Raw genomic sequence first — 22889 nt, forward strand, 5'->3', positions numbered from 1 at the left:
AAGGGCACGCAGCCTCCCAGCGCTTCTCGCCGGGAACCGGCGAGACACATACGGCATCCACACGTCCGTTCGTCTTCCGGGAGGTCTCCCATGTCCACTGTGTCCGCTCACGTCGCCCAGGCACTCGCCGCCCACATCGATCACGTCTTCGGCGTGATGGGCAACGGCAACGCGTACTTCCTCGACGCACTCGAACGCTCGACGGACGTGTCCTTCACGGCCGTGCGGCACGAGGCCGGCGGCGTGGTGGCGGCCGACGCGTACCACCGCTCAGGCGGAGGGCTCGCTGCCGCGACCGCGACCTACGGCGCCGGGTTCACGAACACCCTCACCGCGTTGGCCGAGGCCGTGCAGGCGCACGTGCCTCTCGTCCTCGTCGTCGGAGACGAGCCGACCTCGGGTCCGCGACCGTGGGACGTGGACCAGATCGCGTTGGCATCCGCGGTCGGTGCGCGCACCTACACGGTGGGCCGAACGGATGCAGCAGCGACCACCGTCATCGCGATCGAGCACGCGCTGTCGTACCGGGTGCCCACCGTGTTGGCGATCCCGTACGACGTCGCTCGCCTCGAGGTCGGGCCCGTACCGCCTGCGCAGGCGCCCCGCCTCCCTGTCCCCGCCGCCCCATCCGCTTTCGCTCGCGCCGCCATCGACCAGCTCGCCGGCGCCCTCGGAGAGGCACGGCGACCGTTCCTCCTCGCCGGACGCGGAGCCTGGATCGCCGGTGCCGGCGACGCGCTGGGACGACTCGCGGATGCGACCGGCGCGATCACCGCATCCACAGCGCTCGGACGCGGCGTCTTCCCCCGCACGGAGTTCGACCTCGGCGTCGTCGGAGGCTTCGGGGCTGCCGGGGCGATGGAGCTCATCCGCACGGCGGACGTCGCCGTCGTCTTCGGTGCCGGACTCAACCAGTTCACGATGCGGTTCGGCGAGCTCTTCGACCCCGCTACCCGCGTCTATCAGGTCGACACCGCGCCGGCAGCGACCCACCCGCACGTCGGGGGGTTCATCCGTGGCGACGCCGCCGTCGTGGCGGCCAGTCTCGCGGATCGAGTCGTGGCGACGGATGCATCCCCTTCAGGTTGGCGGGAGTCGATCGACCTCGCTCCCCTGCGTGCCCAGGAACCCGGCGACCGCATCGCCGTCGATGGTCGCCTCGACCCGCGCTCGGTCGCAGCGACGATCGGCGAGATCCTCGAGGGCAGCGACTCGACGCGAGACCGTGTCGTAGTCTCCGACGGCGGTCACTTCATCGGCTGGGCGAACATGTACTGGCCCGTCGCCTCCCCCGATCGCATGGTCATGATCGGCACGGCGTACCAGTCGATCGGTCTGGGATTTCCCTCGGTACCCGGGGCGGCGCTGGCGAAACCGAACTCCACCATCGTGCTCACGACCGGCGACGGCGGTGGCCTGATGGCACTGGCCGATCTGGAGTCGGCGGTTCGGGTCGCCGGCGGCCGCGGCCTCGCTGTGGTCTGGAACGACGCCGCCTACGGAGCCGAGATCAACCTGTACGGCCTCAAGGGCCTCGCCCGGGGACCGATGCTGATTCCCGAGGTCGATTTCGCGGGCCTGGCTCGGTCGGTGGGTGCCGACGGGGTCGTGGTGCGCACTCTCGACGACCTCGACGCCCTCCGGCAGTGGGCGGTCACGCCGTCAGCTGACCGGCCTTTCCTGCTGTTGGACTGCCGGATCTCGGGCGAGGTCATCGCGCCCTATCAGCAGGAGATCATCCGCGTGAACTCCTGAACCCGGGCGGCGCCCCGCCTCGGGCAGGGCGGTTCGGCGCGCTTCAGCGCGCCTGAACCATCGAGTGCGTGAAGAACTCGGCCAGCGCATCGGTCGCCGAGAGGGGAAGGACCGCGGCGACGTACTGGTCAGGACGCACGACCACGACGACTCCGTCGCGGGACAGCCCGCGCTCGTCGTAGATGTCGGTGGTCGTCCACGCGGTCGGCGCCGCCGCGAAGACCTTCTCCCAGTCGGTGAGTCCGAGCGGTCCCGTCTGCGGTCGGAAAGCCGCCGAAACCCGCGAGATGTCGATCTCGTCGAACCGCTGCTGGTAGATCACCTTCACGTCGAAGACGGCGTCGACGTCCTGGTCGGGGGACGTGTACCTGACCACCGGCGACTCGGCTGAGGACGAGATCCACTCCGCCCAGGACTCGAGCGCCGACGGTTCTCCCGCTGCGGGCGAATCCGCGAACGCGTACAGACGCCAGCGCGCGTCCGCCTTGGCATGGTGGCCGAGATGAACGGCGTTGCCATCAGCGACGAGCGCGACCTCGGAGGACTTGAAGCGTTTGCCGATCGGAAATCCGTCAGCGAGCGATTGGTACGTGGCCTCCCCGACGATCTCGGACTGCCCGTATCGGGTCATGAACCCGGACGGGAACTCCGCCGTCGCGAGGTAATAGGTCGCCAGGTCCTGCGGGTCGGAGATCTCTTCGGGCCTGCGCGCCATGAGAGTCGACCACTCGCGGTCGAAATCGATGAGCTGCTGCGCAACCGGCAGTCGCTCCGCCGAGTAGGTCGCCAAGAGGGCCTCTGGACTCCGCCCGGTGAGCACGGCCCCGAGCTTCCACCCAAGGTTGAAGCCGTCCTGCATCGACACGTTCATGCCCTGTCCGGCCTTGGCACTGTGGGTGTGGCAGGCGTCGCCGGTGAGGAAGACGCGGGGAGCGCGCTCCGAGCCGTCGGGAACGTCGTCGAACTTGTCGGTGACGCGGTGACCGACCTCATAGACGCTGTGCCAGGCGACCTCCTTCACCTCGAGCGTGTAGGGGTGCAGGATGTCGTTCGCCCGGCGGATGATCTCGTCGATCGAGGTGAGCCGAACGCGGTGGTCGTCGTCCTCGGCCACGGCGCCGAGATCGACGTAGACGCGGGACAGGTATCCGCCCTCGCGCGGGATGTGCAGGATGTTGCCCGCCACAGCATTGATCGCGCACTTGGTGCGCCAATCCGGGAAGTCTGTGTTGACCATCACGTCCATGACGCCCCACGCGTGCGACGAAGCGCTTCCGACATGCTTGCGCCCGATCGCCTCGCGGACGCCGCTGCGCGCTCCGTCGCACCCGGCGACGTACTTGGCCCGGATCGTGCGCTCCTCGCCTGCGCGCTCACCATCGACGTACCGGAGGCGGACCTCCACGGGGTATTCGCCCTCGTCGTGCACGGTGAGAGTAAGGAACTCGATGCCGTAGTCGGGCTCGATGCGCCCCGGACCGTTCGCGGCCGCCTCGGCGAAGTAGTCGAGAACGCGCGCCTGATTGACGATGAGGTGCGGGAACTCGCTGATCTTGTATCCGTAGTCCTCGGTACGGCTGGTCCGGACGATGTTCTGAGGGTTCTCCGGATCCGGGTTCCAGAAGTTCATGTAGGCGATGTTGTACGCCTCGGCCATGATCCGCTCCGCGAACCCGAAGGCCTGGAAGGTCTCGACGCTCCGCGGCTGGATTCCGTCAGCCTGCCCGAGGGGAAGTCTCCCCGCGCGCCGCTCGATGATGCGCGTGACGACTCCCGGGAACTGGGACATCTGGGCCGCCAGAAGCATTCCGGCGGGTCCGGACCCGACGATCAGCACGTCGATCTCGTCGGGGATCTCGTTCGGGCGATCGATGCCCGTGCCCTCGGGCGACGTGACGCGCGGATCGCCTGACACGTAGCCGTGATGGTGGAACTGCATGCTGACCCCTCGAGGACTAGGCGCGGGCGAGGCCGCGGATCGGGCTGATCGACTGCTCGTCCTCGTGGTCCGGCCCGAGTGGGATTCCACTCCGGTCGCGCAGGAGGAGCGTCGCGATCAAGCCGATCACCGTCATTCCCGCGAGGTACCAGGTGACCGACAGGGTGCTGCCCGTCGCCTGCACGAGCGCCGTGGCGATGGTCGGAGCGAACGCACCGCCGACGATCGCGCCGATGGCGTACGAGATGGAGACACCGGAGAAGCGGATCGAGGCGGGGAAGAGCTCCGTGTAGAGCGCCGCCTGCGGACCGTACGTGAACCCGAGCCCGATCGTCAGGATCGCGAGGCCCGTGAAAAGAAGTCCGATGTTGCCGCTGTTGACCAGCGGGAACAGGGTGAACACGCCGACCAGCTGGAGGATCCAGCCGATGATGTACGTCGTGCGGCGCCCGATGCGGTCGGACACCCACCCCGCGAAGAGCGTGGACAGCAGCCACGTCACTGCGGATCCGGTGACCGCCCAGAGAACCGGTCCACGTTCGAGCGCCAGCGGTCCGTCGGGGTTGGTGGCGTAGCCCTGGATGAATCCGCCTGTGGTCATGTAGCCGACGGCGTTGTTGCCGGCGAACACGAGAGCGGCGATGACGACGAGGAGGGTGTGCTTCTTGAACAGCTGCACGATCGGCATCCGTGCCTTCTCCTTGCGCTCGGCGAGCTCGGTGAACACCGGGCTCTCCTCCACCTTCCGGCGCACGTAGTAGCCCACCAGGATCAGCACGACGCTCAGCAGGAAGGGAACGCGCCAGCCCCACTGGAGGAACGCGTCACCGGGCGCGATGATCGTCATCAGGGCCATGACGCCCGAGGCGAGGAGCAGACCCAGCGGAACTCCGATCTGCGGAGACGCGCCGAAGACTCCGCGCCGGGTCCGGGGCGCGTGCTCGACCGCCATCAGGACGGCACCGCCCCACTCGCCACCCGCGGAGATCCCCTGCAGGATGCGGAGGAGCACGAGCAGGATCGGAGCAGCGATTCCGATCGTCTCGTAGGTGGGGAGAAGGCCGATGAGGGCCGTCGACGCGCCCATCAGGATCAGCGTCCACATCAGCACGGCCTTGCGTCCGTACTTGTCGCCGAAGTGACCCGCGAGGAAGGCACCGAGCGGACGGAACAGGAAGCTCACACCGACTGTCGCGAATCCGAGGATGGCGCTGTCGGTTCCGAGCGGCGCGAAGAAGAGCTGGCCGAAGACGAGCCCGACCGCCGTTGCATAGATGAAGAAGTCGTACCACTCCACCGTCGTGCCGACGATCGTCGCGAAGACGACGCGTCGCCGGTCGGCCTGGACCGCGATCGTTCCCGTCGGGGTGAAACCTGCTGACTGTGGTGCGCTCATTCGGGGTGACTCCTGTGTCGGTTCGACGGCTCTGTCTGCGCTCGAGTCGATCGCAATCGTGGTGAGACGGTGCTTGCTCGAACACGGTCGATCATATACGATTTCGAATATCACGCAAGGGCGAGGGAGCTCATGACCAACGAGAACGAGACCGGGGCGGAACCCACGGATCCGCGATTCGCAGCGCTCCCCTGTCGTCCCGGCAAGATCATCGCGGTGCACCTGAGCTACGTCTCACGGGCCGAACAGCGCGGCCGTCGGCCGTCCGCGCCCTCCTACTTCTTCAAGCCCTCGAGCTCGGTCGCTGCGTCGGGCGGCACGGTGGAACGCCCCGTCGGCACCGAGTTGCTCGCCTTCGAGGGAGAGATCGCGCTCATCATCGGCACGGAAGCCCGCCACGTCGGCCAGGAAGCTGCGTGGAGCCATGTCGGCTGGGTGACCGCCTCGAACGATCTCGGGCTCTACGACCTGCGCGCGAACGACAAGGGCTCCAACGTCCGATCGAAGGGCGGCGACGGGTTCACCCCGATCGGCCCGACGTTGATCGACGCCCGAACCGTGGATCCGTCCGCACTGCGCCTGCGCACCTGGGTCAACGATGAACTCGTGCAGGACGACTCGACAGCGGAGCTCCTGTTCCCGCTCGCCCAGATCGTCGCCGACCTGTCGCAGCACTTCATCCTGGAGCGGGGCGACGTCATTCTCACCGGAACGCCGGCCGGTTCGTCGGTCATCGTCCCCGGTGACGTCGTGGAGGTCGAAGTCGACTCTCCGAGTTCCGGCGCGTCCTCCGGACGACTGACCACGACGGTGACCCAGGCCGAACAGCCGGCCTTCGACGGCTCCCTCGGCTCGCTTCCGGCCGTCGACGACACCCAGCGCGAGGAGGCATGGGGGTCGCGAGAACGTGCCGGGCTTCCGGATGCCTCCGTGAGACTCGCCCCGACGCTGCGGGCGAAGCTCGAGAGAGTACCGGTTGCGGGGCTCTCCCAGCAGTTGCGCAAACGCGGCCTGAACAACGTGACGATCGACGGCGTGCGCCCCCTGCATCCCGGGGCGAAGCTCATCGGGACGGCGAAGACCCTCCGGTTCGTTCCCAACCGCGAGGACCTCTTCCTGTCGCACGGCGGCGGGTACAACGCCCAGAAGCGCGCCTTCGATGCTGTCGGGGAGGGCGAGGTGATCGTCATCGAGGCTCGGGGAGAGTCGGGCTCGGGAACCCTCGGCGACATCCTCGCGCTGCGCGCTCAGGCGCAGGCAGCGGCCGGAATCGTCACCGACGGCGGCATCCGGGATGCCGACGCCGTCGCCGCGGTCGGCATCCCCGTCTACTCCGCCGGCGCCCACCCCGCCGTCCTGGGACGAAAGCACGTCCCGTGGGACGTCGACGTCACGATCGCCTGCGGCGGCACCACGGTCCAGCCCGGCGACATCATCGTCGGCGACGCCGATGGCGTGATCGTCATCCCTCCGGCCATCGCCGAGGAGGTCGCCGACGCCGCCCTGGCACAGGAGGACGAGGACGCCTGGATCGCCGCACGCGTCGCCGAGGGCAACCCGGTCGAGGGCCTGTTCCCGCTCAACGCCGAATGGCGTGCCCGCTACGACGCCGACACGGGTGCGAGATGACCGACGCAGCATCGCTCAGCAAGTCGCAGCTCGCCTATCGGTGGGTTCGCGAGCGCATCACCAACCACGAGTTCACGCCCGGCTACCGCCTGGTCCTCGGAACGATCGCCGGCGAGCTGAACATGAGTGTCGTCCCGGTCCGGGAGGCGATCCGTCAGCTCGAGGCTGAAGGCCTCGTGACGTTCGAGCGCAATGTCGGCGCCCACGTCTCGATGGTCGACGACACGCAGTATCGATTCAGCATGCAGGCGCTCAGCATCCTCGAGGGGACTGCGACAGCACTGGCAGCGCGACGGCTGACCGCTGACGACGTGCGGCGGGCGCGACAGATCAACGAGCTCATGATCGGACGCCTCGACGAGTTCGAACCGCGCGCGTTCACTGCACTCAATCACCAGTTCCATTCCGCCCTGTACGCCAAGTGCGCGAATCCGCGCATGCTCGAACTCGTGGAGTCGGAGTGGGCGCGCCTCGGTCACCTGCGTGACTCGACCTTCAGCTTCGTGCCCGGCCGGGCACAGGAGTCGGTGCGCGAACACGAGAACATCCTCGTGCTGATCGAGACGGGCGCTCCGCTCGGCGAGATCGAGAAGATGGCTCGCCGACACCGGTCCGCGACCCTGGACGCCTACATGATCCACGAACACCCTGACGAGGCCCTCGGCCTCCCGGCATTCTGACCCTTCCATTGGAGAACCCATGACCGAGACAAGCCCTGCGCTCGACCAGCGCCATGTGCCGGCCGATCTGCCCTCACGCATCCAGCACTACATCGACGGTGAGTTCGTCGACTCGGTCGATGGCGACACCTTCGACGTGCTCGAGCCCGTCTCGAACGAGGTGTACGTCCACGCCGCCGCCGGCAAGAAGGCCGACATCGACCTCGCCGTCGCTGCAGCCACCCGGGCCTTCAAGGACGGACCGTGGCGGCGGATGCTGCCGCGCGAGCGTTCTCGGATCCTGCATCGCATCGCCGACCTCGTCGAGCTGCGCGACGCCCGGCTGGCCGAGCTCGAGTCCTTCGACTCGGGGCTGCCGATCACGCAGGCCCTCGGCCAGGCACGCCGCGCAGCGGAGAACTTCCGGTTCTTCGCCGACCTGATCGTGGCGCAGGCCGACGACACCTTCAAGGTCCCCGGCCGTCAGATCAACTACGTCAATCGCAAGCCGATCGGCGTCGCGGGGCTCATCACGCCGTGGAACACGCCCTTCATGCTGGAGTCGTGGAAGCTCGGGCCCGCCCTCGCCAGCGGAAACACCGTCGTCCTGAAGCCCGCCGAGTTCACGCCGCTGTCGGCATCGCTGTGGGCCGGCATCTTCGAGGAGGCCGGCCTGCCGAAGGGAGTCTTCAATCTCGTCAACGGGCTCGGCGAGGAGGCTGGCGACGCGCTCGTGAAGCACCCCGACGTGCCGCTCATCTCCTTCACGGGCGAGAGCCGGACCGGCCAGATCATCTTCGGCAATGCCGCGCCCTTCCTCAAGGGCCTCTCGATGGAACTCGGCGGGAAGAGCCCCGCGGTCGTCTTCGCCGACGCCGACCTGGAGGCCGCAGTGGACGCGACGATCTTCGGCGTCTTCTCCCTCAACGGCGAGCGCTGCACGGCCGGATCCCGCATCCTGGTCCAGCGTGACGTCTACGACGAGTTCGTCGAGCGCTATGCGGCGCAGGCGAAGCGCGTCAAGGTCGGCTATCCCCACGACCCTGCCACGGAGGTCGGGGCGCTCGTCCATCCCGAGCACTTCGACAAGGTCATGGGCTACGTCGAGATCGGCAAGAGCGAGGGGCGGCTCGTCGCCGGGGGTGGACGACCCGAAGGCTTCGAGTTCGGCAACTTCGTCGCACCGACGGTCTTCGCCGACGTGCCTCCCGACGCTCGCATCTTCCAGGAGGAGATCTTCGGTCCCGTCGTCGCGATCACTCCGTTCGACACCGACGCCGAGGCACTCGCGCTCGCGAACGACACCAAGTACGGCCTCGCCGCCTACATCTGGACGAACGACCTCAAGCGTGCTCACAACTTCTCCCAAGCCGTGGAGGCCGGAATGGTCTGGCTGAACTCGAACAACGTCCGCGACCTGCGCACGCCCTTCGGCGGCGTCAAGGCCTCAGGCCTCGGCCATGAGGGCGGGTACCGGTCGATCGACTTCTACACCGACCAGCAGGCCGTGCACATCACCCTCGGCGAGGTTCACAACCCGACCTTCGGCAAGCACTAGCCGTCGAGCTGCCGAGTACCGGTCGCGCACTGGCGCGGGCCATCGCAGGGCGGCTCCTCTCCCACTCACCCCCATCACCGGCAAGGACGCTGACATGAACGACAAGACCGCCAAGACGCTCACCTCCTCGGGCTTCTTCGTCTCGCAGGAAGCCCCCATCGAGACCGACAACCCCGTTGCGACCCCGCAGTCCTCCCCGCCCGACATCCTGCGGTGCGCCTACATGGAACTGGTCGTGACCGACCTCGCCGCTTCACGCCAGTTCTACGTCGACGTGCTCGGGCTGCACGTGACGGAAGAGGACTCCGATGCCGTCTACCTGCGGTCGACCGAGGAGTTCATCCACCACAACCTCGTGCTGCGCCAGGGCACCGTCGCCGCGGTCGCCGCGTTCTCCTATCGCGTGCGGTCTGCCGAAGACCTCGACAAGGCCGTCGCCTATTACACGGAGCTCGGATGCCGCATCGAGCGCCGGGCGGAGGGGTTCGTCAAGGGCATCGGCGATTCCGTCCGAGTCGAGGATCCACTCGGCTTCCCGTACGAGTTCTTCTTCCAGACGGACCACGTCGAGCGGCTGTCGTGGCGCTACGACCTGCACACCCCCGGTGAACTCGTGCGTCTCGACCACTTCAACCAGGTGACCCCCGACGTTCCCCGAGCAGTGAAGTTCATGCAGGACCTCGGCTTCCGAGTGACCGAGGACATCCAGGACGACGAGGGCACCGTCTACGCCGCGTGGATGCGCCGCAAGCCCACGGTGCACGACACCGCCATGACCGGCGGTGACGGACCACGGATGCATCACGTCGCCTTCGCGACGCACGAGAAGCACAACATCCTCGCCATCTGCGACAAGCTCGGAGCCCTGCGTCGCTCGGATGCGATCGAACGCGGGCCCGGACGCCACGGCGTCTCGAACGCCTTCTACCTCTACCTGCGCGACCCCGACGGCCACAGGGTCGAGATCTACACCCAGGACTACTACACGGGCGATCCCGACAACCCCGTCATCACCTGGGATGTGCACGACAACCAGCGACGCGACTGGTGGGGGAACCCGGTGGTGCCGTCCTGGTACACCGAGGCCTCCCTCGTGCTCGATCTCGACGGCAACCCGCAGCCCGTCGTGGCCCGCACCGACACCTCCGAGATGGCCGTCACCATCGGAGCCGACGGCTTCTCGTACACCCGCCCGGGCGAGGCCGAGGCGTCCCTGCCCGAGTGGAAACAGGGCGAGTACAAGCTCGGCCACCAGCTCTGACCGCCCGATAGCGTGATCACGAGAGGAGAGACGGATGCTGCAGCCTGAGACCATCGCGGAGATCGCCGACGAGCTCGCCGAAGCCGACCGGACGCACAGTGTGATCCCGAGGATCACGGCACGGCATCCCGAAGCCACCATCGAGGACTCGTATGCGATCCAGGGGGTCTGGCGCGACAAGAACATCGCGGCAGGGCGCACCCTTGTCGGCCGGAAGATCGGGCTGACCTCCAAGGCGATGCAGGAGGCCACGGGGATCACCGAACCGGACTACGGCGTCATGTTCGACGACACCGTGCACGCCAGCGGCGCTGAGATCCCGGTCGACCAGTTCTCCAACGTGCGCATCGAGGTCGAACTCGCGTTCGTGCTGAAGGCGCCTCTCGAAGGACCCGACTGCACTCTCGACGACGCGCTAGCAGCGATCGACTACGCCGTGCCCGCGCTGGAGATCCTCAACTCGCACATCGAGCTCGAGGGTCGAACCATCGTCGACACGATCTCCGACAACGCGGCCTACGGCGGCATGGTTCTGGGCGACGTGCGCAAACGGCCCGCCGAGATCGACCTGCGCTGGGTTCCCGCGCTTCTGTACCGCAACGGCGAGATCACCGAGACGGGCGTCGCCGCCGGCGTGCTCGACCATCCGGCCACCGGTGTCGCGTGGCTCGCCAACAAGTTCCACCAGCACGGCAGCAGACTCGAGGCCGGGGAGATCATCCTGGCCGGATCCTTCACGCGTCCCATGTGGGTCTCGCGCGGAGATGTCGTGCTGTGCGACTACGGACCGATGGGATCGATCACATGTCACTTCATCTGAAGCCCACCCTGCGCCACGATCTCGCCGAGGCCTCGCGTCCGCTGGCGGGAATCTGGGCATGTTCGGGCTCCGCGCTGGTGGCCGAGATCTGCGCGGGTTCAGGCCTGGACTGGATGCTCATCGACATGGAGCACTCCCCGAACGGTCTCGAGTCCGTCCTCGCTCAACTGCAGGCCGTCGCCGCCTACCCGATCACTCCGGTCGTGCGCGTGCCCATCGGAGACGTCGTCACCATCAAGCAGGTGCTCGACCTCGGTGCGCAGACCCTCCTCGTGCCGATGGTCTCGACGGCCGCCGAGGCGAGGGCACTCGTCGAGGCCGTGCACTACCCGCCGCGCGGCAGGCGCGGCGTGGGATCCGCGCTCGCACGCTCCGGCCGCTGGAATCGTGTCGACGACTACCTCCGGAACGCGGGCGACCACGTCTGCCTCCTCGTGCAGATCGAGACGACGGAGGGCGTGGAGAACGCGGCCGACATCGCCGGAGTCGACGGCATCGACGGGGTGTTCGTCGGACCCTCGGACCTGGCCGCCTCGATGGGCCTGCTCGGTCAGCAGACCCATCCCGACGTGGTCGCATCCGTGCGTCGAACCTTCGACGCCGTGCGAGCCGCGGGGAAGCCGGTGGGCGTCAACGCCTTCGACCCGGCCGTCGCCGACGCCTATGCCGACGCGGGCGCGTCCTTCATCCTGGTCGACGCTGACGTCGCGCTCCTCGCTCGAGGATCCGAAGCCCTCGCGGCCCGGTGGATCTCCGGAACGGATGCATCCGGCCGCCCCTCGTACTGAGCATCCGTCGAGGACCTGACCAGGGCCCGGCGAGCACGCGGCCGGTCCGTCGGCGCCCCAGATACGAGAAAAGGCCGGATCCCTGAGGATCCGGCCTTTCACCATATCTGGTGCGCGAGGGGGGACTTGAACCCCCACACCCTTGCGAGTACTGGCACCTGAAGCCAGCGCGTCTGCCAATTCCGCCACTCGCGCACGCTTGGTCACACCCGAGGGCGAACCAACCCAGTGACATTATCATTTTCTCCCGCCATAAGCCATTTGAGCCGATCGGGCGGCCGGTACCCGACCACTGACGCCGACGTGACGCGATTCGACCTTCGAATGCGCCGTGAACGTCGATTCGCGTCATCTCGGTGAGGGGGCATCCGCGAGCGCCCTGATCAGGTCATCCGCACGAATGCGCACGAATGGAAACGCCGCCCGTGCTCGCATCCCCCGGCGAATGCGCAATAGGCTCGTTTCCGTACTGCAGGGGTCGACGGCGACCCTTTCTCGCTCACTACTTCACTGAAGCCGAGATGGGGGCCCGCATGACGGACACCACTGAAGAAACTCCACCCGACCTGCTGCGCGGACGCGACATCCGTGCCTTCCTGTTCGACCTCGACGGCGTGCTCACGCCGACCGCCGAGGTGCACATGCACGCCTGGGCACGGCTGTTCACGCCCTACCTCGAGAGCCACGGCGCCGCGCCCTACGTCGAGCAGGACTACTTCGACCACATCGACGGCAAGCCGCGCTTCGACGGCGTGCGCGACCTGCTCGCCTCCCGCGGCATCGAGCTCGAGCCCGGGACTCCGGATGCCGACCCGGCCGACGACACGGTCTGGGGCCTGGGCAACCGCAAGAACACCGTCTTCAACGACACCATCACCGAGGAGGGCGTGGCCGCCTATCCCGCCTCGCTCGCGTTCCTCGAGGCCGTCATCGCGGACGGCTACGAGGTCGCCGTGGTCTCCAGCTCCAAGAACGCGCCTGCGGTGCTCGCGGCGGCGGGCATCGCCGACCGGTTCGAGATCGTCGTCGACGGGAACGTCGCGGCCGGCCTCGGCCTGCCGGGCAAGCCGGCGCCCGATACCTATATACATGCGGCGAAGGCGCTCGGCCTCACCGTACTCGAGTGCGCTGTCGTCGAAGACGCCGTCTCGGGCGTCCAGTCCGGTGCCCGCGGCGCCTTCGGCCTCGTCATCGGCGTCGATCGCGGCGTCGGACGCAAGGTGCTGCAGGATGCCGGAGCCGACGTCGTCGTGGAGGAGCTCGACGAGCTGATCGACGCCGTCGCCAGAGACACCGAGCAGAACGACGAGATCACGGACGCCGTGAACCACAAGGAGAGCAAGTGAAGATCCTCGACGCCGACCCGATCGACCGCATCCGTCACCCCCTCGATGAGTGGGCGCTGGTCGAGACGGCCTTCGACTCCGCCGACATGGGGCGCACCGAGACGATCTTCACGGTGGGCAACGGCTACCTCGGCTTGCGCGGCAACGTCGAGGAGGGCCGCGACGGCCACGTGCACGGCACCTTCGTGAACGGCTTCCACGAGACCTGGCCCATCCGTCACGCCGAGGAGGCCTACGGCTTCGCCCGGGTCGGACAGACCATCGTCAACGCGCCCGACGCCAAGATCATCCGCCTGTACGTCGACGATGAGCCCCTCGTGCTCACCGAGGCCGACGTGCTCTCCTACGAGCGCCGCCTCGACTTCGCCAGCGGCGTGCTCGAGCGCGAACTCGTCTGGCGCACCCCGGCAGGCAAGCGCGTGCTCATCACCTCGCGCCGCATGGTGAGTTTCACCGATCGCCACCTCGCCGTGGTCACCTACGAGGTCACCCTTCTCGACTCGGATGCCTCCATCACGCTGTCGAGCCAGATCCTGAACCGCCAGGACGGCCGAGACGAGTACCGGTCCAACGTGCACGGCACTGCCGAGGGCTTCGACCCGCGCAAGGCCGACCTCTTCACCGACCGGGTGCTGCAGCCGCGCATCAAGCGCGAGCAGGACGACCGCCTCCTGCTCGCCTACCGCTGCACCAACTCGGGCATGACGATCTCCGTCGCCGCAGACCACCAGATCACCACCGTCGACGAGTACACCTCGAACACCACCCTCGAGGACGACCTCGCCAAGCGCATCTACCGGATCCACGCCAAGCAGGGCCACCGGGTGCGCCTCACGAAGCTCGTGAGCTACCACACGGCCAGCACGGTGCCCGTGCGCGAGCTCGCAGATCGCTGCGACCGCACGCTCGACAGTGCTCTCGAGGTCGGCGGACCCGAACTGTTCCGCCAACAGCGCCTCTGGCTCGACGCCTACTGGAAGCGCACCGACGTCGTCATCGGCGGCCAGCCCGAGCTGCAGCAGGCCGTGCGCTGGAACCTGTTCCAGCTCGCCCAGGCCAGCGCGCGCACCGACGGCGGCGGCGTCGCGGCCAAGGGCGTCAGCGGAACGGGCTACGGCGGCCACTACTTCTGGGACAGCGAGATCTACGTGCTGCCCGCCCTCACCTACACGTCCCCTGTCGTCGCCCGCAATGCCCTGCGATTCCGGCAACGGATGCTGGACGCCGCCCGAGCGCGAGCCCTCGAGCTCAACGTGCGCGGGGCGCTGTTCCCGTGGCGCACCATCAACGGCCTCGAATCGAGCGCCTACTACGCCGCCAGCACAGCGCAGTACCACATCGACGCCGACATCTCCCACGCGCTCTGCCAGTACGTCTCCGCCACGGGCGACCAGGACTTCCTCAACCGGGGAGCCATCGACATCCTCGTCGAGACCGCCCGCATGTGGGCCGACCTCGGCTTCTGGCGCGGCAACGGCGACGACGTCTTCCACATCCACGGCGTCACGGGTCCCGACGAGTACACGACCGTCGTGAACGACAACCTCTACACGAACGTCATGGCGCGGGCGAACCTCGACGCTGCAGCGACCTCGCTACGCGTTCTCGCCAAGGAGGACCCGAGCGCCTACGCGCAGGTGGTCAAGCGCCTCGAGGTACAGGACGGCGAGGCGGAGGAATGGGCCAGGGCCGCTCAGCGGATGCACATCCCGTTCGACGAGAACCTCGGCATCCACCCGCAGGACGAGGCCTTCCTGCAGAAGGAGATCTGGGACCTCGACCTCACCCCGCCCAGCCACCGCCCGCTGCTGCTGCACTACCACCCCCTGGTCATCTACAGGTTCCAGGTGCTGAAGCAGGCCGACGTCGTGCTCGCCCTGCTCCTCCAGGGCAACGAGTTCACGCTCGAGCAGAAGCGCGCCAACTTCATGTACTACGACCCGCTGACCACCGGCGACTCCACGCTGTCGGCCGTCGTGCAGTCGATCATCGCGGCCGAGGTCGGGTACGGCAAGCTCGCGACCGACTACTTCAACTCGGCGCTCTTCGTCGACCTCCTCGACCTGCATTCCAACACCGCCGACGGCATCCACGTGGCGTCGACCGGCGGCATCTGGAACGCTCTGGTCTACGGATTCGGGGGCTTCCGCGACCACCGGGGCGAGTTCACCTTCGACCCGCGCCTGCCAGACAACTGGGAATCCCTGCAGTTCAGACTGACGCTGCGGGGGAACCGCATCCGTGTCGATCTCGACCGCGAATCCGTGACGTTCACGATCGAGGAGGGCGACTCGTTCCGCCTCACCGTGCGTGGGCAGAAGGTCTTCGTGAGCGCCCAGAGCCCAGTGACCGTGCCGCTTTCGCACCAGGGGGCCAGGCTCGTCGGAACCCCGACGATGGACGACGTCCGAGGCCAGCGTCGCGCGGACGGCTCCCTGCTCACGGCGTCGATCCCGGCCATCGCCCTCGACTTCGATGAGGGCGAGGCACTGGGCCCGATCGATTGACTGGCGGCACCGGTGAACTGCTTTCCGCAAGTCTCCGACTAACATTCAAGAGTCGCGAGAACCGGATCGGGAGACCTGTGGGGATACTGGACAACTTCGAGAAGGGTCTCGAACGCGCCGTCAACGGCGCTTTCGCGAAGACCTTTCGCTCGGGGCTGCAGCCGGTCGAGATCACGTCAGCACTACGACGTGAGCTCGACACCAAGGCTGCAGTCGTCTCACGCGACCGTGTTCTCGTGCCGAACAACTTCACCGTTCGCATGGGATCGGCCGACTACGAGCGCATGAGCGCGATGGGGCCCACCCTCATCGACGAGCTCACCGACCTGGTGCAGAAGCACGCGGCGAGCCAGCGCTTCCAGTTCGCCGGCGGCATCACCATCCGCCTGCGCGAGGACTCCGCCCTCACCGTGGGCATGGTCGCCGTCGACTCCACCAACGTGAAGGGCGAGATCGCCTGGACGCCGCTGCTCGACATCGGCACCAAGCGCTACCCGCTCATCAAGGCCCGCACCGTGATCGGCCGCGGCAGCGACGCCGACATCACCATCGACGACACCGGCACGAGCCGCAAGCACATCGAGGTGCTGTGGGACGGCAAGCGCGCCCAGGTGCGCGACCTCGGCTCCACGAACGGCTCGCAGCTGAACGGCCAGCCCGTCAAGCAGGCCGTGCTCGAGCCCGACTCCGTCATCACCATCGGACGCACCCGCATCATCTTCCGCGTGCTCGCCCAGGCATCGACTCCCGATGCCGCAGCTCCCGTCGACGACGCGACGCAGCGGCACGACATGGGCGGGTTCTGGGGGCCCGCCTCGTGAGCGAACTGACCCTGCTCGTCCTTCGACTGAGCTTCCTCGTTCTGTTGTGGGCATTCGTGTTCGCGATCGTCTACGCGCTGCGCTCCGACCTGTTCGGGCAGCGCGTTCGCAAGGTCAAGGAGGCGGATGCGGCTTCCCCGAGCCCGGCTGCGGTGCCCGTCTCGGCGTCAGCCGCCGCAGCAGCGGCGGCCGCCCCCACCGGACCCATCGGCTCGATGCCCGCTGCGGCATCCGCCGCCCCGACGCTCTCGCCGTCGCTCGGCCGGGAGATCGCCGGAACCGGCAACGCCCGCGCCATCGTCGTGACGAGCGGCACCAAGGCCGGAGCCGAGTTCCCCCTCGGCAACGACGAGATCACCATCGGCCGCTCCTCCGATTCGGCCATCGTGATCCGTGACGACTACACCTCGACGCACCACGCCAGGCTGATGCTCTGGAACGGGCAGTGGATGCTCCAGGACCTCGACTCCACCAACGGAACCTTCCTCGACGGCGCCAGGGTCACCGTGCCCACGCCGGTTCCGCTCAACGTGACCGTCAAGGTCGGCGCGACCACGTTCGAGCTGCGACGGTAGACCCCATGGCGACGCTCATCGACAGCGCGGCCGTCTCCAACGTCGGACGCGTGCGCGCGAACAACCAGGACTCCGGCTTCGCCGGCCACGGTCTGTTCCTCGTCGCCGACGGCATGGGAGGCCACGCCGGCGGCGACGTCGCGTCAGCCATCGCCACGAAGCGCATCGCCGAGGCCGACCAGCCGTACATCACCCCCGAAGACGCCGAGTTCGCCATGCAGTCGGCGCTCATCGCCGCCAACCAGCAGCTCGCCGAGACGGTCTTCGAGCACGCGGAGCTCACGGGCATGGGCACGACGGTCAGCGCGCTCTACGTCCTCGGCGACAAGGTGGCCATCGCCCACATCGGCGACTCCCGCATCTATCTGCTTCGCGGCGGCACCCTCACGCAGATCACCACAGACCACACCTTCGTGCAGCGACTCGTCGACAGCGGGCGCATCACCGAGGAGGAGGCTGCGGTCCACCCGCGGCGCTCCGTGCTCATGCGGGTGCTCGGCGACGTGGAGTCCTCCCCCGAGATCGACACCAGCATCGTGCGCACCATCGCCGGCGATCGCTGGCTGATCTGCTCGGACGGTCTCTCGGGCGTCGTCTCCTTCGACGACATCCGCGATGCACTCGAGCAGTCGGCATCCGCCTCCGAGGCTGCAGAACGGCTCGTCAAGGAGAGCCTCGACGGCGGCGCCCCCGACAACGTGACCGTGGTCGTTGTCGACATCGGCGCCGACGATGTCGCCGCATCCGCGAAGCCCGTCGTCATCGTCGGTTCCGCGGCGGAACCGCTCGCGTTCGACATCGAGGAGCCACCGCGTCGGGCGCTCCGGATGCCGCCCTTCAGACTGCACTCCGTTCCCGAGGCGCACTTCGAGCCGGACTCCGAGGAGTACCTCGACGAGCTCATCGAAGAGGACAAGCGCCGCGTGCGCCGCCGTCGCATCACCTGGATCACCGTGATCGTGCTGCTCGTCGCCGCGGCGGCCGTTCTCGTCGGCGTCACCTACCAGTGGACGCAGTCACGCTACTTCGTCGGCAGCGACGGTGACAGCGTGGCCATCTTCCGCGGCATCCAACAGGACATCGGCCCGATCTCGCTGCACAGCGTCTACCGCGACACCGACATCCCGATCGACAGTCTCACCTTCTACGACCGCCAGGCGGTGGAGGCGACGATCAGCGCCACCGACCTCGACGACGCCATCGCCATCGCCAAGCGCCTGGAGGTGACCGGTGCCGACTGACCAGACCGGCGTCGTCCAGTCGCCCACGCCGAACGGATCCCCACCGACCGGGCCGATCCGTCGCATCCGTCTGCCGCAGAAGATGCGCAATCTCGAGCTCGCCCTGCTCATCTTCGCCTGTGCGCTCAACGCCGTCGCCGTGGTGCTGGTGCAGTTCGGCGCGCTCGGCCACCTCGACCTCACGCTCGTGTTCCTCGGCGCGGTGCTCTCGGCTCTCGTCGTCGCGCTGCACATCGTGATGCGCTTCGTCGCCCGTGAGGCCGACCCGTTCCTGCTGCCGATCGCCACGCTGCTGAACGGACTCGGCATCGCGATGATCTACCGCATCGACATCGCCGACGGCCACGACGGGTGGGACAGCGCAGCCGTGCGCCAGATCGCGTGGAGCGCCATCGCCATCCTGAGCGCCATCGCCGTCATGCTCGTCATTCGCAACCACCGCGTGCTGTTCCGGTACACCTACATCGCCGGGTTCGTCGCCGTCGTGCTGCTGCTCCTGCCGCTGTTGCCGGGTCTCGGCAAGGAGATCAACGGAGCCCGCGTCTGGATCGGCATCGGCGACGTGCTCACCTTCCAGCCCGGTGAGATCGCCAAGATCGCCCTGGCCGTGTTCTTCGCGGGCTACCTCGTGCGCAACCGCGACTCCCTGTCGATGGTCGGTCACCGCTTCCTCGGCATGAGGTTCCCGCGCGCCCGCGACCTCGGCCCGCTGCTCGTCGTCTGGGCCCTGTCGATGTCGGTCATCGTGTTCCAGCGCGACCTCGGAACGGCGCTGCTGTACTTCGGCATGTTCCTCGTGATGCTCTACGTGGCCACGGGCCGACTCAGTTGGGTGCTGCTCGGGCTCAGCATGTTCCTCGGCGGCGCCTTCGTGGCGAGCCGCACCCTCGACTACGTCAACGGACGGTTCAACAACTGGCTCGACGCCTTCAATCCGGCCGTGTACGGCGCTGACGGCGGCAGCTACCAGCTCGTGCAGGGCCTGTTCGGACTGGCCCACGGCGGGCTCATCGGAACCGGACTCGGCCAGGGCCGCCCCGATCTCACGCCTGTTCCGCAGAGCGACTACATCATCGCGAGCCTCGGTGAGGAGCTCGGGCTGGCCGGCCTGTTCGCGATCTTCGCGCTCTACCTTCTCTACGTCTCGCGCGGCTTCCGCGTCGGCTTCGCCGGCCAGGACGACTTCGGCAAGCTGCTCGGCGTCGGCCTCTCCTTCGTGATCGCCCTGCAGTGCTTCATCGTCATCGGCGGCGTCACCCGCGTCATCCCGCTGACGGGCCTCACGACTCCGTTCCTCGCGGCCGGTGGATCATCGCTCATCGCGAACTGGATCATCACGGCGATCCTGCTGCGACTCTCCGACACCGTGCGCAATCAGCCCAGACTGGTGGTGGACTGATGAATCGCGAACTCAAACGCGTGAGCACGTTCGTCCTGCTCCTGTTCCTGGCCCTGTTCGTCTCGACGACGGTCATCCAGGCCGTGCAGGCCGACACGTTGAACGCCGACTCCCGCAACACGCGCACCCTGTACGAGAGCTACAAGGTCGAGCGCGGCCCCATCCTCGTGGCCGGAACCCCGATCGCATCGTCGGCGCCGTCGGATGACGAGTACAAGTGGCAGCGCAGCTACACCAATGGGCCCCTCTACGCTCCCGTCACGGGATTCTTCCCCGTGAACGGCGAGCCCACGGGCATCGAGGGATCGTTCAACGACTACCTCAGCGGAACGGCCAACTCGCAGTTCCTCAGCAGCCTCGAGCGCATCTTCACCGGCCAGAAGCCGAAGGGCGCTGCCGTCGAGGTCTCCATCGACCCCGTCGCCCAGCAGGCGGCCTGGGACGCCCTCGGCGACTTCACCGGAGCCGTCGTGCTGACGGAACCCGCGACCGGCCGCATCCTCGCCCTGGTCTCCAAGCCCAGCTTCGACCCGAACAGCCTGGCCGGCCACGACACCGATGCCGTCGACGTCACCTACGACGCCCTGGTGGCCGACCCGGCCGATCCGCTCATCGACCGCAACCGCGGCGGCGACCTCAACCCTCCGGGGTCGACGTTCAAGCTCGTCGTGGCCGCCGCCGCCTTCGAGTCCGGCAAGTACACCCCCGAGAGCACCTTCCCGAACCCGTCCGAGTACCAGCTGCCCGGCAGCTCCTCGGTCGTCATCAACTCGGGCGGTGGAACCTGCGGTCCCGGTGCGACCGTCAGCATCGCGGATGCCGTTCGCCTGTCGTGCAACATCCCCATGGCCGAGCTCGGAGTGGAACTCGGCGACAAGGCCATCCGCGAGCAGGCGGAGAAGTTCGGATTCAACGTCGAGCACCACATTCCGATGACGGTCGAGAAGAGCATCTACCCGGCACTCCTCGACGACGCGCAGACCGCGTTGAGCGCCTTCGGCCAGTACGAGGTGCGCGCGACGCCCATCCAGATCGCCATGGTCTCGGCCGCGATCGCCAACGACGGGATCGTCATGGAGCCATCGCTCGCCGACCAGGTGACCGGCACCGACCTGGCTGTCGTCAAGAGCTTCGAACCCCAGGAGTTCGGCCGGGCGATCAGCAGTGAAACCGCTGATGCCCTCAAGAAGATGATGGTTGCCGACGTCGATGACGGTGCGGCCAGTAATGCAAGAATAGACGGGGTCAGCGTGGGCGGTAAGACCGGCACAGCGGAGAACATCGGGGCGGACGGGGAAGAGGATCCCTACACGCTCTGGTTCACGGGGTTCGCCCCTGCGGAAGACACGAAGTATGCAATCACGGTCCTCATCGAAGACGGTGGCGGAATGGGAACAGACGGGTACGGCAATCTCTTGGCCGCTCCCGTGGCACAGAAGGTACTAGAGGCGGTGCTGAACAAATGAGACCCACAGCAGGGCTCACCTTCGGGGGGCGTTACGAGCTGTCGACCCGCATCGCCATCGGCGGTATGGGCGAGGTGTGGCAGGCCACTGACCTCGTGATCGGTCGACAGGTCGCTATCAAGATCCTCAAGGACGAGTACCTCGGCGACCCCGGTTTCCTCGAGCGCTTCCGCGCCGAGGCCAGGCACGCGGCGCTCGTGAACCACGAGGGCATCGCCAACGTCTTCGACTACGGCGAGGAGGACGGCAGCGCCTACCTCGTGATGGAGCTCGTTCCCGGCGAGGCGCTCTCGACCATCCTCGAGCGGGAGCACGTCCTCTCGACCGACAAGGTCCTCGACATCGTCGCGCAGACGGCCGCCGCCCTGCACGCCGCACACGCCGCGGGCCTCGTGCACCGTGACATCAAGCCGGGCAACCTGCTCATCACGCCCGACGGCCGCGTCAAGATCACCGACTTCGGCATCGCGCGCATCGCCGACCAGGTTCCGCTCACCGCGACCGGTCAGGTCATGGGAACCGTGCAGTACCTCTCGCCCGAGCAGGCGTCAGGACACCCCGCATCGCCGACCACCGACATCTACTCGCTCGGAATCGTGGCGTACGAAGCCCTGGCCGGCCGACGCCCGTTCACCGGCGAGTCGCAGGTCGCCATCGCGATGGCCCAGATCAACGAGGCTCCGCCCGAACTGCCCGTGACGGTCTCCGAGCCCGTGCGCAACCTCGTGTTCGCGTGCATCGCCAAGAACCCTGCCGATCGACCGCAGTCGGCAGCCCACCTCGCTCGTGCTGCGACGGCTCTCCGTCGCGGCGACGTGCAGGCCGCGGCCGCGTCGGTTCCCGCGGTCCTCGGCGGCGCCACGGCTGCGACCACCATGCTCATGCCGCAGGCCAACTCCACGAGTGCGGCCACGACGGTGCTGCCCACGGCGACTCGTGCCTCGGCCATCGAAGCCGAGCAGGAGGAGGGTGAGAAGAAGAAGCGCAGTCCCTGGACGTGGCCGCTCATCACCCTCATCACCCTGCTGGCCATCGTGCTGATCGGCACCATCATCGCCTTCGCGGTCAACGGCGGAGGCGGCAAGGACACCCCGAAGACGACGACGCCGGCGGCCACAGCGTCCAAGACGCCCACGCCGACCCCGACGCCGACCAACACCAAGATCCCCGTCAACGAGGCCGACTTCGTGGGCCTGTCCAGTGCGGATGCGCGCGCCAAGGCGAACGGCCTCGGCCTCAACGCGAACGTGACGACGGGCAACGCGGCGACCGACCCGGCCAAGGTCGACACCGTGTACGCCGTGAACCCCACCGGAAACCTCGACCCCGGAGCCGAGCTCACGCTCACCGTCTACGGTGACGTCGTCGCTCCCGGGAAGGCCACGGCACCGACACTCGACGGCAATGACCCGGTTCCCGCGAACTCCGACGTCACGGTGACGTGGGACACCCAGTCCTGCCCCGCCGGCCAGACGTTGAGCGGCTACAACGTCGCCGTGTCCGGTGCCGAGCTCAAGGTCCAGGACCAGACTCCCGGCGGAACCCGCACGGCCGTCGTCACCTCGGGTGATCCCGGATCGAGCTTCCAGGTCACGCTGCAGTACTTCTGCGGCCAGATCGATTCGCCGGTCTCCGACCCGCTCACCGTCAATGTCGAGGCGGCGCCCGAGCCCGAGCCCACCGAGACTCCCGCAGCCGAACCCGAGGGCCCCGCGACAGGCGAGTAGGC

17 protein-coding genes and 1 tRNA gene are annotated in these 22889 nt (G+C 67.7%); 15 read left to right on the forward strand and 3 right to left on the reverse strand.

What is annotated here, in order from left to right:
- The first annotated feature begins 90 nt into the window (after positions 1–90).
- Entirely contained in the window at positions 91–1755 is a 1665-nt protein-coding gene (locus tag E4M00_RS09510) for a thiamine pyrophosphate-binding protein (protein WP_135120241.1), read from the forward strand.
- A 43-nt stretch (positions 1756–1798) separates the two neighbouring features.
- Here E4M00_RS09510 and E4M00_RS09515 read toward each other — a convergent pair whose 3' ends face one another.
- The gene (locus E4M00_RS09515) at positions 1799–3694 is read right to left on the reverse strand and encodes an FAD-dependent monooxygenase (protein WP_135120242.1); all 1896 of its coding nucleotides are present in this window, start codon (positions 3692–3694) and stop codon (positions 1799–1801) included.
- A 16-nt stretch (positions 3695–3710) separates the two neighbouring features.
- Positions 3711–5090: an MFS transporter gene (locus E4M00_RS09520; protein ID WP_135120243.1), complete on the reverse strand. Its 1380-nt coding sequence runs from the start codon at positions 5088–5090 to the stop codon at positions 3711–3713.
- A 132-nt stretch (positions 5091–5222) separates the two neighbouring features.
- Between E4M00_RS09520 and E4M00_RS09525 the strand changes: the two genes are divergently transcribed.
- The 6 genes from E4M00_RS09525 (at position 5223) to E4M00_RS09550 (ending at position 11805) form a co-directional block, all read left to right on the forward strand.
- Positions 5223–6719, forward strand: coding sequence for a fumarylacetoacetate hydrolase family protein (locus E4M00_RS09525; RefSeq protein WP_135120244.1), 1497 nt, complete (start codon positions 5223–5225; stop codon positions 6717–6719).
- A complete protein-coding gene (locus E4M00_RS09530) occupies positions 6716–7399 on the forward strand; it encodes a GntR family transcriptional regulator (protein ID WP_135120245.1) in 684 nt (227 codons plus the stop codon). The genes E4M00_RS09525 and E4M00_RS09530 overlap by 4 nt, the downstream gene beginning before the upstream one ends.
- 19 nt (positions 7400–7418) lie before the next feature.
- Positions 7419–8936: a 5-carboxymethyl-2-hydroxymuconate semialdehyde dehydrogenase gene (gene hpaE, locus E4M00_RS09535; protein WP_135120246.1), complete on the forward strand. Its 1518-nt coding sequence runs from the start codon at positions 7419–7421 to the stop codon at positions 8934–8936.
- Between the two features lie 94 nt (positions 8937–9030).
- Positions 9031–10197 carry a 3,4-dihydroxyphenylacetate 2,3-dioxygenase gene (hpaD, locus tag E4M00_RS09540; protein ID WP_135120247.1) on the forward strand — a complete coding sequence of 389 codons (1167 nt, stop codon included), beginning with the start codon at positions 9031–9033 and terminating at the stop codon, positions 10195–10197.
- Positions 10198–10231: 34 nt separating this feature from the next.
- Positions 10232–11017 (forward strand): FAA hydrolase family protein, encoded by a 786-nt coding sequence (locus E4M00_RS09545; protein WP_135120248.1) that lies wholly within the window; start codon positions 10232–10234, stop codon positions 11015–11017.
- A complete protein-coding gene (locus E4M00_RS09550; protein WP_135120249.1) occupies positions 11002–11805 on the forward strand; it encodes an HpcH/HpaI aldolase family protein in 804 nt (267 codons plus the stop codon). The genes E4M00_RS09545 and E4M00_RS09550 overlap by 16 nt, the downstream gene beginning before the upstream one ends.
- Positions 11806–11913: 108 nt before the next feature.
- Here the strand turns inward: E4M00_RS09550 and E4M00_RS09555 are convergent.
- A tRNA-Leu gene (locus E4M00_RS09555) sits at positions 11914–12000 on the reverse strand.
- A 338-nt stretch (positions 12001–12338) separates the two neighbouring features.
- Here E4M00_RS09555 and E4M00_RS09560 point away from each other — a divergent pair.
- From E4M00_RS09560 to E4M00_RS09595, 8 genes are all read left to right on the forward strand, one after another.
- Positions 12339–13151, forward strand: a complete 813-nt coding sequence (locus tag E4M00_RS09560; protein WP_135120250.1) for an HAD family hydrolase — start codon at positions 12339–12341, stop codon at positions 13149–13151.
- Positions 13148–15658 (forward strand): glycoside hydrolase family 65 protein, encoded by a 2511-nt coding sequence (locus E4M00_RS09565; RefSeq protein WP_056169986.1) that lies wholly within the window; start codon positions 13148–13150, stop codon positions 15656–15658. The genes E4M00_RS09560 and E4M00_RS09565 overlap by 4 nt, the downstream gene beginning before the upstream one ends.
- Positions 15659–15735: 77 nt before the next feature.
- Entirely contained in the window at positions 15736–16479 is a 744-nt protein-coding gene (locus tag E4M00_RS09570; RefSeq protein WP_135120251.1) for an FHA domain-containing protein, read from the forward strand.
- Entirely contained in the window at positions 16476–17054 is a 579-nt protein-coding gene (locus E4M00_RS09575) for an FHA domain-containing protein FhaB/FipA (protein ID WP_135120252.1), read from the forward strand. Before E4M00_RS09570 ends, E4M00_RS09575 begins: the two co-directional genes overlap by 4 nt.
- Positions 17055–17059: 5 nt before the next feature.
- Positions 17060–18295, forward strand: coding sequence for a PP2C family protein-serine/threonine phosphatase (locus E4M00_RS09580; RefSeq protein ID WP_135120253.1), 1236 nt, complete (start codon positions 17060–17062; stop codon positions 18293–18295).
- Between the two features lie 82 nt (positions 18296–18377).
- Positions 18378–19694 carry an FtsW/RodA/SpoVE family cell cycle protein gene (locus E4M00_RS09585; RefSeq protein WP_135120556.1) on the forward strand — a complete coding sequence of 439 codons (1317 nt, stop codon included), beginning with the start codon at positions 18378–18380 and terminating at the stop codon, positions 19692–19694.
- A complete protein-coding gene (locus E4M00_RS09590) occupies positions 19694–21160 on the forward strand; it encodes a peptidoglycan D,D-transpeptidase FtsI family protein (RefSeq protein ID WP_135120254.1) in 1467 nt (488 codons plus the stop codon). Before E4M00_RS09585 ends, E4M00_RS09590 begins: the two co-directional genes overlap by 1 nt.
- Positions 21157–22887, forward strand: a complete 1731-nt coding sequence (locus E4M00_RS09595) for a protein kinase domain-containing protein (RefSeq protein ID WP_135120255.1) — start codon at positions 21157–21159, stop codon at positions 22885–22887. Before E4M00_RS09590 ends, E4M00_RS09595 begins: the two co-directional genes overlap by 4 nt.
- Positions 22888–22889: the final 2 nt, after the last annotated feature.

Source organism: Orlajensenia leifsoniae, assembly GCF_004570845.1.
GTDB lineage: Bacteria > Actinomycetota > Actinomycetes > Actinomycetales > Microbacteriaceae > Orlajensenia > Orlajensenia leifsoniae.